11 protein-coding genes and 1 pseudogene are annotated in these 16,237 nt (G+C 45.3%); 8 read left to right on the forward strand and 4 right to left on the reverse strand.

The features are described 5' to 3' along the window. Window positions 1-613: 613 nt before the first annotated feature. From K7B67_RS09765 to K7B67_RS09775, 3 genes and pseudogenes are all read left to right on the forward strand, one after another. Window positions 614-1,066 (forward strand): annotated as a pseudogene (locus K7B67_RS09765) (ATP-binding protein); the annotation flags it as partial. Window positions 1,067-1,203: 137 nt separating this feature from the next. Further along, complete coding sequence (locus tag K7B67_RS09770; RefSeq protein ID WP_252180147.1) at window positions 1,204-1,647, forward strand: hypothetical protein; 444 nt, start codon at window positions 1,204-1,206, stop codon at window positions 1,645-1,647. 110 nt (window positions 1,648-1,757) lie between these two features. Then, on the forward strand, window positions 1,758-2,579 hold the full coding sequence (locus K7B67_RS09775; RefSeq protein ID WP_252180148.1) for a hypothetical protein: 822 nt from the start codon (window positions 1,758-1,760) through the stop codon (window positions 2,577-2,579). Window positions 2,580-3,156: 577 nt separating this feature from the next. Here the strand turns inward: K7B67_RS09775 and K7B67_RS09780 are convergent. After that, window positions 3,157-6,381: an AAA family ATPase gene (locus K7B67_RS09780; protein WP_252180149.1), complete on the reverse strand. Its 3,225-nt coding sequence runs from the start codon at window positions 6,379-6,381 to the stop codon at window positions 3,157-3,159. Between the two features lie 441 nt (window positions 6,382-6,822). On the opposite strand from K7B67_RS09780, the gene K7B67_RS09785 reads away from it, so the two are divergent. After that, a complete protein-coding gene (locus K7B67_RS09785; RefSeq protein WP_252180150.1) occupies window positions 6,823-7,512 on the forward strand; it encodes a hypothetical protein in 690 nt (229 codons plus the stop codon). Further along, complete coding sequence (locus tag K7B67_RS09790; RefSeq protein ID WP_252180151.1) at window positions 7,497-8,024, forward strand: pyridoxamine 5'-phosphate oxidase family protein; 528 nt, start codon at window positions 7,497-7,499, stop codon at window positions 8,022-8,024. Before K7B67_RS09785 ends, K7B67_RS09790 begins: the two co-directional genes overlap by 16 nt. On the opposite strand, the gene K7B67_RS09795 is transcribed toward K7B67_RS09790, so the two are convergent. Next, window positions 8,013-8,597, reverse strand: coding sequence for a hypothetical protein (locus tag K7B67_RS09795; RefSeq protein WP_252180152.1), 585 nt, complete (start codon window positions 8,595-8,597; stop codon window positions 8,013-8,015). The genes K7B67_RS09790 and K7B67_RS09795 overlap by 12 nt on opposite strands. Before the next feature lie 7 nt (window positions 8,598-8,604). Further along, the gene (locus tag K7B67_RS09800; protein ID WP_252180153.1) at window positions 8,605-10,026 is read right to left on the reverse strand and encodes a cytosine permease; all 1,422 of its coding nucleotides are present in this window, start codon (window positions 10,024-10,026) and stop codon (window positions 8,605-8,607) included. 676 nt (window positions 10,027-10,702) lie between these two features. On the opposite strand from K7B67_RS09800, the gene K7B67_RS09805 reads away from it, so the two are divergent. From K7B67_RS09805 to K7B67_RS09815, 3 genes are read left to right on the forward strand one after another with little or no spacing between them, the layout of a single operon-like run. Further along, the gene (locus tag K7B67_RS09805; protein WP_252180154.1) at window positions 10,703-11,263 is read left to right on the forward strand and encodes a hypothetical protein; all 561 of its coding nucleotides are present in this window, start codon (window positions 10,703-10,705) and stop codon (window positions 11,261-11,263) included. Between the two features lies 1 nt (window position 11,264). Then, the gene (locus tag K7B67_RS09810) at window positions 11,265-12,665 is read left to right on the forward strand and encodes a conjugal transfer protein TraH (RefSeq protein WP_252180155.1); all 1,401 of its coding nucleotides are present in this window, start codon (window positions 11,265-11,267) and stop codon (window positions 12,663-12,665) included. Continuing rightward, window positions 12,662-15,865 (forward strand): conjugal transfer protein TraG N-terminal domain-containing protein, encoded by a 3,204-nt coding sequence (locus K7B67_RS09815; RefSeq protein WP_252180156.1) that lies wholly within the window; start codon window positions 12,662-12,664, stop codon window positions 15,863-15,865. The genes K7B67_RS09810 and K7B67_RS09815 overlap by 4 nt, the downstream gene beginning before the upstream one ends. 17 nt (window positions 15,866-15,882) lie before the next feature. Here the strand turns inward: K7B67_RS09815 and K7B67_RS09820 are convergent, their stop codons facing one another. Next, a complete protein-coding gene (locus K7B67_RS09820; RefSeq protein WP_252180157.1) occupies window positions 15,883-16,194 on the reverse strand; it encodes a hypothetical protein in 312 nt (103 codons plus the stop codon). Window positions 16,195-16,237: the final 43 nt, after the last annotated feature.

Here is a 16,237-nt window from a genome sequence, read left to right on the forward strand (position 1 = left end):
CGGACACATAAATACGGGTAATATAAGAACCGTAAGTATTCCGTGAACCCATGACCACCCTGCCACCGGCTTGTCGCTGATAGCGTGCTTTTAATGGGCTTCATGATTGGTTAAACCAGCTGATACTCGTTAGACGATTTCGATACTCTTCAACAAATTCATCCACACGAGCCAGTTCCGAATGACTCAGTTGGTCAGCAGCAAGATACCTCTGAACCAGAAGCGGCCCTGTAAAAAGCCTTGTCCATCGATCCAAATTTCATCTCGTGTCCACTCTCTGGCAGGCATCTGATTGATATGCAAAACCACATAATAGTGATTCAACATGACAGCATAGGCGCAGACTTCTATAGAAAAGATTGAAACCAGTTCCCTGAGCTTGTCTACAACCCACTGCCGACGGTGCTCGTAGTTTTTGCGCGTTAAATGATACTCTCTACACAAATACGCTCTGCGTACGCATCAAGCTATACAGTGATAATAAGGGGTGGAACTTGGATCCATCAGAGAACTTCGCGCACGAGTCATAATCTCTCCTGACGGAACTGAAAATCAGCGACAGGAAAAAAGTGGGCAGGCTGGTTTGTTTGTCAAATGTAAGGGCGTCCTTTTAGTCGTTATTACCGGACCTACTGGCGTGGGTAAAACCTGGCTGGCCTGTGCCCTTGCACAAAAAGCCTGCCGTGATGGTTACACTGTCCGGTATGTAAGGCTACCCAAGTTGCTACAGGACTTGAACCTGGCTCTTGCTGATGGACGTTATCCGAAACTGATGACAGCGCTGGCCAAGACTGACCTGCTCTTGTTAGACGACTGGGGTCTGTCTCCTCTTACGGAAGGTCAGCGTCGGGATCTACTGGAAATTGTAGAAGACAGCCATAACCTCAAGAACACCATGATCACCAGCCAAATGCCGGTCGAGCACTGGCATGAACTGATCGGTGATCCGACCCTTGTGGATGCCATTCTGGATAGGCTGATTCACAGCGCTCACAGGGCTCCCCTGAAGGGTGAGTCACTCCGTAAGAAAGAGGGAAAACTGGCAAAGTCCGAACATAAGTCCTAAACTCCATTCCGATGCGTCGCTGCGCTCCGAAAGGGGGGTAGCCGGATGTTACTGGACTGAGTGGCCGAATGCACCGGAATAGCCACTATGCCGATTAGGCGCAAAAAAATATAAATATCGAGGTAAACGAGAAGGTTATGAAAGAAGTAAATTATTGGCACATGCAAATGCATCCAGACGACAAATTATATGGTGAAGATCACGTATTCTCAATACTTGAACACCAAAAAATAATTGGCTTGGGAAATTGGGAAGCAGGTGAACATATAATCGCTTCCTTCCGGAACAATATTAAAGTAAATGATATTGTCGCTATAAAAAATGGTGCAAAGTTAATTGCTCTCGTTCAGGTTATTGGTGGTTGGTACGAGGTAAAAGACGATGGGTCTGAAACTGGCTGGATTGAAAATAGAAGACCTATTAGAGTTCTTGACTGGGCTATAGAAGATAAATATTTACCGCAACCGAGAGGTACTCTAAAGCCGTGTCGAAGCAATGTAGAAACGACCAAAGTAATAAAAGATTGGTTCAATCAAGTTAAAGTTTCATTTGCTAAAAGAAAGATCAACCTGTTTGTCTAAATCAAACGCCTAAGAAGTTCGTGCTGTCGCCAGCAAGCTAACTGGGAGGCTGCTTGTCGCGGCGTCCCAAACGCAGGCGTTATGGCTCTCACAAAAAATAAGGAGTAATTATGGAAAAAGTAAGAAGACTTGAACCCTTACCTGAAACAAAAAGGGAATTATTTTTACTTTCAGGTAATAAATGTGCATTTCCTAGTTGTGAACAAATATTGCTTAATCAATTTGGTCACTTCATTGGAGAAATCTGCCACATCGAAGCGGCAAAAAGTGGTGGAGAAAGATTTAATCCAAATCAAACAAATGAAGAAAGAAGACATATATCTAACTTGGTTTTGATGTGCCCAACACACCATGAAGTTACAGATAATGTGCAAAAATACCCTGTTAGAAAAATGCAAGAAATTAAAAGATTGCATGAAAGCAAGGCGTATTCAGGAAATGGTTTAACATCGAGTGATGCCGAAAGTTTTATTGATAGCACCTTTATATATGAACCGGTTTCATTAAAAAACGTTAATGTTTTACCAACACATGAATTCGGTGTTAGTAGTGATGAAATTATTAACACAGTCAACGATCTAATTAAGATTATTGCAAGAGTTCCAAGGCAAACCAGGAGCCTTCTCGCACACTGCATACTAAGCTCATCTGGTGAATATTATCTTGAATTTGATCCAAGAGAAATTAGAACGCGACTCAGAATACGTGATGAGGAAGTTATGTCGCATGCGGCAATATTGCAGCGATTTGACTTAATGTCTGATGTAGACAATGATGAGTACCCACATGCATTAAGGCAGTATGTAATTTCTCCAGATAGGAATGACGATCAAGTCTGGTTTTTAATAATGCTCAGAGAAAAAGGGCTATCAAACCCAAGATTACTGCTAGACATTATTGAAAATTTGAACTTTATACACTTGGAAGCCTAGCCATAAATCGGGTAGCTGGAGGATTCTAACCTCCAGCCCCTACATAGCATACGGGTCCACACTACGCTAGTCACCAAGGATGGTGAAACCTGATCCATAAGTCTTTCAGAGAAACAAGCCCAAGGTTTGTAAGTAAACTGTCGTTCAATACCTACTGCACTGCAAACGTTTTGACCAACCGGTAATACCCTTTGCTACTGGCCGCTATCGAAGCGACTTTGATATGATCAACACCTGGCTTAATCAGATTTCTATAACCGGTTTTCGGTTTACGCCACTGTTTGATAAAACAGCATCGGATCCGCCGACATATCCACTCATCCAGTTGCAGTACACGGCGATTATGATTTTATAAATCGCACATCAATTGCTACAGGGCATTGACTTTGGAGCGCCCCGTGTACCGGGTGAGTCCCATCTCCTGCATATGGCCGAAGGGCAGCTCCACAATGGCGAGACGTTTGCTGTAAATCCGTTTACCGTATGCGCCAAGAAAACCACCGCCATAGCCAGCCCAGGCTGAACGATCTATTCTTTAGATACTTTCACTGCCTAGGGCAGAAGCTACTCCAGCTCATCAACCGTGTCGCATAGGGAGAGCCCAACCCAACGACCCCAAAGGCGACGAATCAACCGAACAACTATTTCGAGTTCCCAAACATAAGCCCGATAAAGCATCTTCACCATCAAAGCCAATTCTGCCTGCCTTTTGCCCACCCCTACCCTGCCAACGCCTCAAGTACCAATCACTAAACCCTCCCGCTGCTCGCCCAAAAGCCTCCGTCTTTACTAATTCCCCCTTGACCCGTGACACCTGTTTAAGCCCATTAGCTCTCGCTCTTTGCGCCGAATAACGCTCCATCTGTTGCAAAGACCGACAGCAAACCGAATATCGCCATTCCCGGTTCTTGCCATCCCGCACCTGATAGCTCTGGTGCTGAATTCCCAACCGTTTTGACAGCAGATAATTGTTTACATAATCAGTAGGATTTTTGGGTCGTATGATTTTCTGGTCGCAACCACGTCCGGCAATCATGGAACCGGGTATCAGTTTCAAACGTTGCAATGCCCACTGGTCTTTCTCGTCCATTGCCATAATGCGATCAACGACTTCGTTGGCTTCCTTCCGGCTCCAGGAATCCAGAAATACATAGTCAGCCTGATACAAAGGTTCCAGCAGGTAATGCAGGTATTTTTGCAGCATTGACTGGAACTTTCGATGGCAGAGGGGGTTATCAGGATCATCTTCTATTACGTCAAAGCCTCTGGCAGCGGAAAAGTAATTCAGGCTGTTCAGCCCTGTATCCAGCCAGAAGTTGCAATCCGCTTCCGTCAGCTCTGACGGGGTAATCCCAAGCCCTCCACATATCCGGTAACGCTGACAGCTGATTTGTTCAGCTTCCGTTTTGAACGGCAAAGCGTTTAATTGCTGAAATTCTATTTCAGTTAAGCATTTTGCCTGAACCAGCTTTTTCGGCAGTTCATCTCTGTGTTGCTGTCGTATAGCTTTTAAGTCATCTGCCGTATTGCTGTAATCGCTGTTGAGGCAAAGACTGTCTGACAGTGGCGTTACCGTTAGTTTCCTTTGCTCCAGATAATCCCACAGGGCATTGGCTCCCAGGCTCAACAGTCGAGCCTTGTCTGCTCTGATTCTCTCAACAAATCCCACGTAATCTCCGGCATAGCCGGAACCCGGATGATCAAATTGCTCCATGTGTTCAAGGCAGTGAATACGCTGTATGAAATCCTCGCAGTCTTTTGTAGGCGGCATTAAATCAGCGACTACGGTAAAATCTGTGGTTTTGCGGAAGCGGAACATCTGCTGCATCACCGCTGGGGCATCCAGTTTGTTGTAACTGAATACATAGCAGTGGTTCGGTTTTACGCTGGTGACGGACAAACCGCCAACGATCGCGGGAGAATACAAAATCACCGAATACTTCTTCGCTTCCTCATTGGGATTTTGCAGGAAAGCTTTTTCTTCAGGACGACTACTGTTGTCAGCATGAATAGCTAAACAGGCTTTATCCGGGAAGCGTTGCTCTATCTGAGCTTTTATGTCATTCACCAGATTTTTGCTGTCGGCTGCAACGGTAATCACCTCACCAAGCCCTACCCTGTCCAGCATGTCTGAGATCACGGCATTTCTGGCTTTGATGCCAGTGCCGAATCGGACCCTGATTCCCCTTTCTTCAAAGGGTTTCTCGTAAACCTCCATTCGATCGGTTAAATGCGGATACCACTCTCTGAACTGTCGTATGTCTGCTGAAGACAAATCCGCATCCATGCACAGAACTAAACCACCGCCTTCTATAGTTTTCTCGATCAAATCCAACAATGCATACAATACGCTGTCAGGCTGCCTTATCTGGCCACTGGCAAATGCTGCCAGAATCTGGGTGATCTCATCCAGAATCAATACATCCATTTTTTTGATTTTACCTTCCGGATCCCGGTAAACCGGGGTCACCTGTGGTTTGATCAGGCTATGGATGGTGGTAGCCATTCTGTTCACCATTGCGGCATCGTCAGGGTGAACATTCTGGTAATGATCCAGCCCAAAACTCTCAGCGATTTCTTGTGTCAGCGCACGGTTGGCATTGATGGATAGAATTCGGGCTGGACTCTTCTGGCTCAGAGCCTGTACCAAAGCTCTCGATGTTTTAGTTTTCCCGGTCCCATGTCCAGCCTTTATAAAGATCAGCTGTTCAGGGCTTAGATCAATAGTTCGGGGACTGATCGTGCCAGAGATCGGGTGATAGTGTTTTCCTAAAGCCTTGATGAGTTTTGCAGAGAAGCTGTCGCTTTGCCGAACAACATCCAAATCCTGCTGCCTGAAGCCATAGAGCTTATGGGCCAAAGCCTTTAGCGTGTCAGGATGAAGACAAAATCGGCAGGTCATGGCTATTGTTTCCATGAACTGTTGTTCAGACAGCTTGGCAGGCACCTGTTTATGGAACCGTTGAATCAACTTGAGTGCGACACCTGCGGCCTGTGCAGGGTCTGTGTCGCTTACATTTTTTAATGTGCCGATCGCCCGCTGGTAGTTCTGGTAACGAATGGCCTCGATGCAGTGAGGCTGAATCAGAACCTTCTCCGGCTCTACAGGTCTGATGTGCTGTCGCAATGGCTGACTGAGTTGCTGTTTGACAGCTTCTATCCCATGTTGCTGTCGTACATCACTCCAGTCATCACCGTACTGTACCGGTACAATCCATTGGAGGCCGGTACGCTGGCAAGCAAAAATTCCTGGCAGGTCGTGATCCAGAGCCACCACCATCTGATTCTTCAGATGGGGCCACTGCTTTGTTAGCAGGGTCACAATAGCGGGCGCATTATTTTCGCCAACAATACTGATCACCGGTTCGTTGGTGGCCAGAAATACACTGACGGCATCCGCCATGCCTCCTACTATGCGAAGTGTACCGCTGTATTGAGACAGCTCATCAACTGCTATACCGACCGGAGCAAAACACGTCGCGGTCCTGGTATCACGGGTGACTTTCTTGTTGTCCTTTTCGCTAAAGCGATCTGGGCATCGCTTGTGAAGTACTCCTCTGGCGTAAATTCGTTCATAGCCACATAACTGCCCTTGGGTATTGGTCAGGGGGTATTCAATACAGTCGCCATACCAGCGGTCTTTGGTGACCCGTAGTCCGATGAGCTGACGCAATAATTCCAGGTTGAGCTGTTTTTCCTGAAGGTAGCCTGTAGGGTCAGTCGCCGGTTTACTATTTCGTGGAGTGGTGAGGAAGTGTTTATGCTGACCAAAGACGTCGGATAATGGGAATACTGTGTGCATGGAGCGCACAGAAATCTATTAAGATCAGATTACCCTGATAGTAACCTGATGTAGAAATGCTAAATCTGAGATGAAAAAATAAGGCTCAGTTCAAACGACAGCTTTCGTATTGAAAAGCTGGCTAACTGAGCAGAACGTTCTAAAATACAGCATGATGTACACTCCGAAATTTATGTCAGAGCCAGATTTCAGCTATATTTAGCGTGAGCTGAAAAATGGCTTTAGACGGCAACGATGAGTCGAAATCAGCTTGATCGCAGACAAGTGGCTCCACCCACTTGTCTGCTCTTCCTCAAGTAAATGTTTAGCACAGGCATTATTTAGCTACCTGAATTTTGTACTAGAACCACTGTCCAACTATTCGCGCTTACCTTTTGCAAGACCCGTAGCCTTGTTTCATATGCCCTTGCACCCCGTTGAATTTACGATGAGGAATCGAACATGGATATTGACGCCACTGACCGGAAGAGAATGGATCACTCTGGTGATATGTTTGCAATTCTTAATCTCGACCATCAATTCTGTTATGTAAACCCTGCCTGGTATAACTGGTATGATCTCAATGCAAAGAAGTTTGATGCTGTCAGCAGGCATTACTCGTCAATACCAAACAAAATATTTGAAAGCTGTTCTGATCGGTTTGAAGTTCAGGACAATCGAACAATCGTATCAAAAGAGGCTGTCTCTACTTTTGGGGTTCATTACTGCAAATATCATAAAGGTTACCGTGCGAGTATTTGTACGATCTCACCGATCATAAAAAGTGATTTAGTGGCTGGGCTTAATGGGCATGCAAAATTATTACCCAATATTTTTATAAAAAAACAGAAAGAAATTCAGTCAGCCTTTGAAATCAAACTGACAGATATGGTTATGACCATTGGCTCACCCGAAGGCATTGGTGATGCAATGTTTACCAGCTTATTTCTATACCTTATTGGTTTTAATGAGAAACAAATTGCCTATATTCGCTGCAAGAGCATCAGAACAATATATGCTCAAATTGACACATTAAAATTCAAAATGGGTGTTAGCAGCAAAGAACAACTCAAGGAATTGGCTATACAAAATCAGTGGTATCTTTATTTACCTAAAGACCTTACAGGAAAAGAGTTATGCATGATTATATAGAGGATTACAAAATCATTTTGAATATAATCGACTCAGTCCCTTACGCTTCAATAGCTACAACAGGAGTGGACTGTGCCCCATGGAACACTCCCATTCATGTAGCAATAGATGACCATATCAATTTATACTGGGCGTCCACAAAAGAATCTGTACATTCAGTAAACATTAAAAGTAATGACCAGGTCTTCATTGTTATCTTTGACTCCTCTGATGCTTTATATAAGGGTAAAGGTCTCTACATTCGTGCTTCGGCAAGAGAAATCACAGATGACCATGAGCTGGCATTTTCTAAAGAGTGTATGAAAAAAACCCTCACCCCGGACAAGTTAAAGTTGATGAGCAACTCGAAACCTTTTAAAACAACCAGAAGAATGTACATCGCAAGACCTGAGCAGCTATGGATAAACGATGCTATTTTCAATGACGAGGGAAGACTTATAAAAGACTTCCGTCGAGAAATTAATTTGGAAAAACTTATTAACTTCAAACAGGATTACAAATCAAATACATGATAATTTAAAATCCCACTTTGACAACAGAGATAGTATTTTTTTCGTCTCTGAGATATTTTTTTCCTGAATGGAACAATGCAGCATTTTCGTAAGCCTCCTAAGTTCTTTTATCTCCAAACTGTTTAACCCATCAAATATTGTTTCCTTATCGAGAAACCTGCTGTATAGCTTCAATGCATTCTTAGATATGTAAAGATAATGATACATAGTTTCCATGGCTTCCACATCTCCTGAAAAATCAACTTTACTTCCAGTATCAATTATATACGTGTATTTAACAGCACTAACACCTTTAGGATATAATTTAAATTCAGTGTACCCAGCATCATCAACCTTTATTATCATTTCACAGTCATAGGTGTTGCCATACTCCCCTTTGAACTTGATATTTATGGAAGGTTGCATATTGATAGTATGATTGACCGGCCATAAAAAAACTTTCAAACCTCTCTCATGAAATGAAAAAGAAAATGAAAAGCTAACCTGTATGGGAAGGGGTTCCCCTGCACAGGCCAGCACCTTCAGCAAACCAGCGGAATATTCGATAGCAATATTTTCTTTTAATTTATTCATAAACCTCTTATCCAGCACTCAAGAACGTTTTTTTATTACTCATAAGGTCGAACAACAGATATCCCAGCAACACTACAAAAACATTTAGAAATCCAGAGTAAAAACAAATAAGGCTGTACTTGGTTGAGATGAATGCAAACAACGTAATAACTACCAGAAGAATGCTTAATATACATTCTTTCCAGTGGTAGTCTTGCTTTGCTTCACAGGGCTTATAACCCTGTCTATTTTTCACATAATAATTCAGAAGAAAAATAACAATCATCCCATTAATAATGCTTGAATAAACTTTTAAGAAATCGGTAAATAATGAAATCAATCCTCCATAAGCAATAAATTCCATTTTGTACAAAAGCTCAGGCAGTGCGACCGCAGTTGCTAAAAAAGAGACAATGGTAATTGCGCGATGTCTTTCTATACGTGGAACCAGACTTTCTAAATCTACAGAAGATGTAGCAAGGCAGGCGGCTACTGTTGTAGTTAAAGTTGCTAAGAGGACTATCATTAATCCCAATAGTTTTACTATCGGCACTTCAATTTCATTAATCAAAGAAACTATGTCAAACCGATATAAGCCAGTCATCTCAACAGATGCAGCACCGAGCAAAACTCCGAAAGCACCAAACAGTAGTTTACTTAAATAAAAACCTATAAATTGGCCTACAACATAATCTGCTTTACTTCTGCTGAATCGGCTGAAGTCTGACATGAAGAAAGTAAAACTGAACCAGCTACCACATACAATAACCGCAGCCTGTAGCATATTTTCAGCTGAGGCAGAATCAGCCTGATTAGCACCAAGTGCACTGAAATCCACTAAATGATTTGCCCATACCATTAACAGAACGCCAACAATAAGCAGTAGGGGAGCACAGAAGCACTGAAGCTTAATCAGGGATCTGAAACCATGCCTGAAAACAAAAACATTCAGGAGGAGAAAGATAAAATAGCCCGCAACTTCACCAGCACCACCAAGGTCCATCCATAGCGGTGAAATCGTTGACAGGATGAGGTGTATTGCCATTCCACCAAAGAGGCAGTGAACCCCAAACCAACCACAGCACACCATCATTCGTACTATGACAGGTAGTAACACTCCTTTTCTGCCGAATGCCTGATACAAAAATGACACCGTGTTGGCCCTGTGCTCATAACCTGGTGCTGCTGTCATAAGACTCAGTACGAATGCAGCAAAACCACACAAGACAAGCAGAACCAGAGATTGCTGAATCGTGAGCCCGTATTTTATAACCAGCAAAGCTCCTATGCTGTAGCCCGATACGCATATCACTATGCCCGACCAAAGGCTTGCATAATCAAACCAGCACCACTGCTTTGCTGATCTGTCCGCAACTTTTGCAGGCATAAAATCTTTTTTCAGAGGCAACAAAGACTCTGATTCCTGAGAACCTGCTTGCTGATATTTCATAACCCTCACCCTGGGAGCCTGACCGAGAATAGCTGCCCTACTGCGGCGGCAGCAAATTGGTCTGAAAATTCGGTTTTCTACCGTCCTCGCTACGGGCGCTATTCTCGGTCAGGCTCCAAGTCATCACAGATGTAGACGACAGTTCTAGTACTGCTCGCCGTGCTTCTGTTTAGTCGCTGTGCTAAAAAACTCTGAATGCTATCTACAGGAAGTTTGTTGTAAGCACAGTTAACTGGGTGGAGCCGGTTAACCTGTTCAGTTTGGACATCTGTTCATCAAAATTGCCGTTGAAGCCAAAACCCAGCTAAATATAGCTGAGTTCATGACTTCGGTATGTTCACACAAGTAGGGTGCAACATGGCGAATATCTTTACACCTATTGCATGGCAAGGGTTCTGCCTGTTTTTACTGGTAATTGTGCTTCTGTACAGTACTTATCGATTGTCGTGTAAATATTTTATTTTCTGGCACCAGATTCTTCTGGATGCTTTTTCTCTTTTTGCTTTTTAACCTTCGAATCCGCTGAGAAATTCAGCTGAGGCTACTTCTATTTTTTCTCAACCCACGCTACAGGACTGTGTTCGCCTAATATGCCTATGGTCGGCAATGGGCGGTAGCGTGCCCGAAAGTACATCTTGGAACGATGGGAAGCTGCCCGAGGTGCAGGAGCTTTCAAATGACTTCCTCCCGACCCGTCATTGAATTTGAACTTGAACTGCAAACCCGGCAGGCACAGAGTATGAAAAACTGGCTGACCCATAATCTTGGCGGCATGTTTTATATGCTGGAAGTGGTGTTCAGGGATAAACCGGAGCTGGACGCATCCCTCACCCAGACCATTAATGAAATCTCTGAAGCCTTTGATGACCTTGATGATGACTTGCTGGTGTGTCTTGATGAACAGGAGCAAAAAAAGCTGCCTTATGACAATGTCAGCCTGAAATATTCCAATCCGAAAAATATCTCGGTTGAATGCTCGACGCCACAACTACTCTGCTGTCAGCAACTGTTGAACCACTTTGACCAGATTGTTCAGGTATTTGATAAGCAGTGGCTGCTAAAAGAGATCACCCGTCAGGAACATCAACAGAATATTCTGGCCTGGATGCAGAAGGTGTCCAAAGTTTTGTTTGAATGCAATAAAAAATACCGCTCTGTACGTCATCAGGTCATGGCTCAGGCTGAAGCTTTGTCTTCAGAAGCATCGGATAGCCAGGAAGCATTACCTCTGGTCTGATATGAACCGATTTCTGTTTTTATGGCTGTTGCTTTGTTTTTCCTGCGGCTCTGCTGCCAGCTCTCTTCAGCAGGAACTGAACAAGATGTTGAACACTCTGTCGTCTTCCAGCTCTCCGGCAGCTTATCAGAGCCAGCGACGAGGCGTTATTACTGGCGGATCATTCCATGCCCGCACATCCATCAATGAAACTCATCTTACCGGCTTTGTACCGCCGGATTTCAGTGCCGGCTGTGGAGGGATTGACCTGTACGCTGGTTCGTTCTCGTTTATCAATAGCGAACAGTTCAACAAACTGATCCGGGATATTGCCGGGAATGCTTCCGGTTATCTGCTCGGGCTGGCGATCAGTGCCATGAATGAAAAAGCCTATCAGCACATTGAAGCCTTGCAGGAGAAAATCATGCACCTGAACAGCCTGTTCTCAAACTCCTGTCGTATGGGGCAAGGGATCGTTAACAGCCTGCCTATGCCGGCGGCTATGAAGAAGTTCCAGACGGATGCTTCCTTGAATATCAGTCGTTCCAATGTAGCCGACACCTTTCAGGCATTTACGGGTACAGGACTGGCAAACCGTGATCCGGTGAAAGCCTGGAGCCAGTCAGCCAGTGAACAGAGCAAGCAGCAGATGATTGGGAATCTGGTTTGGAATGCTTTGAAAAAATCCTCGGTGATCAGCACCCCGGATTTTCAGGAGGCCGTCATGAGTCTGACCGGAACCGTTGTTGTCTCCATAAATGCCGAAGGTAGCCCTACCCTATTTCCCTATGTCGGTAATCACCTGAAGGTGGAAGACCTGATTTATGGTAGCCAGAAAGCAAGGCTGTATCGCTGTCGAGACCGGGACTCGTGTTTATCCTTGTCACTACAGGATGGTCAGCAAATTAGCGGATTGTCAGAGCAATTAATCCGGTTGTTGAATGCTGTGGCTGATCATTGGGATCAAAATGCCGACAGTGCTTTATCCCGAACCCCCGGTTCAGTACGACCACTCTCGATCCTGCAAAGCCTGCCTGTCGGAACTGGAGGCATGATTCGTAACCTGACTACGGCTGACGTACAACTGGCCAAACAGTTTATTGCTCAGGCTGCACCCCATATTGCCTTCTACATCGTGCATCAATTTATTGAGGACTTGCATCAGGTAGTCCAGGCGCTGGTGAATATGGAGGGCGATCAGCATCCGTTTTCTGAACAGCTGCAAACCACCTTGAGAAGTTCACGGCAACAGCTCCAGCAGGAGTTACACCGACTCGGGCAACGCTATGGTCGCTGGGGTGAATTGATTCAGGATTACCGTCATATGCTGGCGGTGGCACAACAGGGGCGGTATCAGAACAGCCAGTATGAAGCGAAAAAATATCATAAGTACCGTACCGGCACACACTCCCTGAGCCCATGATAGAGACAGTTTACAGCATCGGAGATGCTAATTTTCTCTACAACATTCTGACCGGCCTTGTGATGATGGTCTCCGACCCTGAGTTTGTTACCACCATTAAAATTGGCTTCACCATCGGCGCATTCTACCTGGCTTTACAGGGGTTAATAGCAGGCAAGTTTCCGGCGTTTCAGCATCTGTTGTTGAGCCTGCTGATTTATTCAGCACTGTTTGGTTTGCCCACCGGGGGCAAGACATACAAAGGTATCGACGTCGATATCTACGATGTCTATACCGACACCAACCGTAAGGTGGATGATGTGCCATTTGGCATTGCCCTGACGGCTTCCATGCTGTCATCGCTGACCTGGAAGCTGACCGAAACCTTTGAGCAAACCTTTCATACGACTGATGCCACACGACTGACTCGTAACGGTTATATGTCCAGCCTGGTTCGTATGATGGAAGCCCGGAGTTTTGCCATGGAGCGGTTTCATACTCACCGCCATCTTGCCCGGTCGTGGCTGAACTACATCAAGGAATGCACCCTGATCGGGCTCGACCAGAATCGTAAAACCATTGAGGATGTGTTTGATAATCCGAATATCTTGTCCGGGCTGGAATATCCATCGGACGTCTTTGGTACATTGATTTTTAAAACCCCACAATCACAGGGTGAAAACGTTACCTGCAACCTGGCATTTCTGTGGCTGAGGCAACAGACTCAGCTCTTTTTTGACCAGCAGTTACAGTCAAAAATGGGCAATCAGGAAGGTATTTCACTGGGTGACTCCCTGAGAGCGTTAAGCGAAAAGGCTGAATCTTCCCGCAACTTTTTGATGGCCTCTGCGTTACTGCCTATTTATCACGACGCCACGGTTGAACGGCTCCAGCAAATGCAGCAACCCCAAGCCGCTGTTATGACCCAGCAAGCCCTGTTGCAAAGAAACTCTCAGTGGGCAGGCGAACAACACTTGTTCCTGAGCAGTATGCGGGCAATGATGGCCTACATCGAAGGGTTTGTATTTGCCGTAACGCCACTGATGGGGCTGCTGGTCTGTGTGGGGTTATTCGGTGTCCGGCTGGCGTTTAAATACCTGATGCTACTGCTATGGATTCAACTTTGGATGCCGGTTCTCGCCATCAACAATCTTTATATTTCTATGGTCGCCAGGGGTGCCATGGCGAATATGTCTGCACCCATCACCAGCTTTAGCGGCATTATGGAGGCAGGACCAATACTGGAATACTGGTTAGGCGTCGGTGGCATGATGGCAGCCTCGACTCCGGCTCTGGTATTGATGCTGCTGTATGGCAGTGCGATCACTGCCACGCACCTTGCCGGAAGAATGCAAAGTGGGGATTTCGTCAACGAGAAGATTCCTGCACCGGATATCCTGATGCCGGGTTCAGCCATCACCCAACAGAGTGGATGGAATCTTGCACCACAACAGGGAGCGACACGCGGGCAAATTGATCAGGTGGTTCCGGCATTATCTGTCAGTAGTCAACTATCCAGTCTTGTTCAGTCCAAAGATGCTGCCAGAAAAAGTGCGGGCATGGCGTTCAGTCAGGCGACAACTCATGCCTTTCATCAGCGGTACGGGGAAAGTTTTGATGCTAAAGAACTGAAGCAGTTTAGTGATAGTTTGTCTTCCAGTGATGGGCAGGTGGCTCAGGTTGTTAATGATATGGCGAGGGATATAAAAAAGGATTTTGGCTTGAGTTCACAGCAAGCCAGGGATGTGGCTGTTGGTAAAGTATTAGAAGCTGGCGGTGGGCTTGGAAACAGTGTTATTGGCAAGTTAACGGGTTTAAGGGCTGATTATGCCCATTCTGAAAAAGGCTCCGATTCTAACATGCAACAATCTCATTTCGGGAAGGCATTAGCACATGTGAGTAGGGAGAGCTTTTCTAAAAGTTGGGATTCACGAATCAACAAAGCCATGACAATGGATGCCAGTAACAGTCATTCTGAAAGCTGGATGAAAGAGCTGGGAGTCAGTGACAGGCAGCAATATCAGAAGTCAGCACAAGAAGCTCTCAGTTCAGAGAAAAGCTATGAAGAAGCCAGTCAGCTACAGCACCAGTTAGGTCAGGGTTTGAGTACTGATCCGGGAGTCTGGGCAAATAAACTGGCATCATCCGATGATGCAATGTCTACTCTGCAAAATGCTCCCTATGATTCCGGCTTTGTTCAATCCGTTAATCATAACTTCCAACGCTTTCAGGGGCAGTTTGCGAATTCGAAAGAAACACTGGCAGCTGCTCTGGTTTGTAGCCACCTCAATACTCCTGACCAACAAAATCTTGAACGGTTGGGCAAGGCATTGGGACAAGCTGGTTTGACCGACCCTGACAAATTGTCACCGACACCTCTGACCAACCAGCCTCTGAAAGAGACAGGATTACCAAATGTATCAGACAATGTAACTGGAAAACTGACTACTCCAAATTTAATCAACCCATCGAATGCTGAGCACCGTATCTCCACAGCGAAATTACAGTCTGACAAAGCAGAATCTTTATCTGGTGCATATCAGAGAGGCAGTCAATCATTGTCGGGTAAATATCAGGACTCAAATCAAAGCAAATCTCAGATTACAGAGCTGTTGACTCAATCCAGTTTCGGAAGACACCCATCCAGCGAGGGTAAAGGTTTGAATATGATGCCAGACGAAGCCTATGACAAAGCTATCGAATATGGTCTTACTGACAAACAAGCCGTAATATTTTCCTCATTGGTTAAAGATCGTGATCCAATTCATAAGCGCAGTGCCAGGCCCGAAGACCGCAGCCATCGATTAGGACAGGCTATAGCAGAAGTCAGCCGTGGCTGGGGAGAGAATGGGGCAACGCTAGGCTTTCACGCCTTTAATCATTTGACTCATGCTGCGGATCACCCAGAGCACACTGCTACAGCGTTAAGCCTGATTGGTGAAATGAACCGTCTTTATCAACCAGAGCTAAAAGAATATGACCAATCAGTGAACACCCTGCTCAGAGGGAAGACGCTTTACGCTCAAGAAGGAAACTACCTTGATACCTCAATGGCTCCTGAACATATTGGCTCAGGAGTCAAAGAGCAGTTGCAGGCTCGTGAAAGGGAAAATAATCAGTGGCTATTCGGTAGTGATGTTGGCCGTTACCAAGAAAGCACCAAAAAATCAGCTATAAAAGTGAGAGATGACCTATCTAATCTTATCAGACCTGAGAAATGAGTACGTGGAGAGAGTCGTCAATAGCCCCTGACAAGACGACGATAAGAGGGGGAATAATTAGGACTCATAAAATCACTTCTTGAATAGAATTCTTCTGCTGAAGGTGGGTCTTCTACTGTAAAGATTTCTTTCACAAAATCAGAATCGAGCCTCCACAACAGATAAAAGCACACACCAGAAAATACCCCCCAAAACACAGGCGATACCAGCACACCCCTGAAATAACCAGGCACCACAACCGAGTACAACACTTGCTCCAGAACCAGACAACTGATTGCCAGCACCATTACAGAACGGCTAAACCGCTTGGTACGTTGCCAGAAAGTCATAACGTCGACCTCCATTCAGGGATGAAAACAGATTCTACACAGC

This window comes from Endozoicomonas sp. 4G (assembly GCF_023822025.1).
Taxonomy (GTDB): Bacteria; Pseudomonadota; Gammaproteobacteria; order Pseudomonadales; family Endozoicomonadaceae; genus Endozoicomonas_A.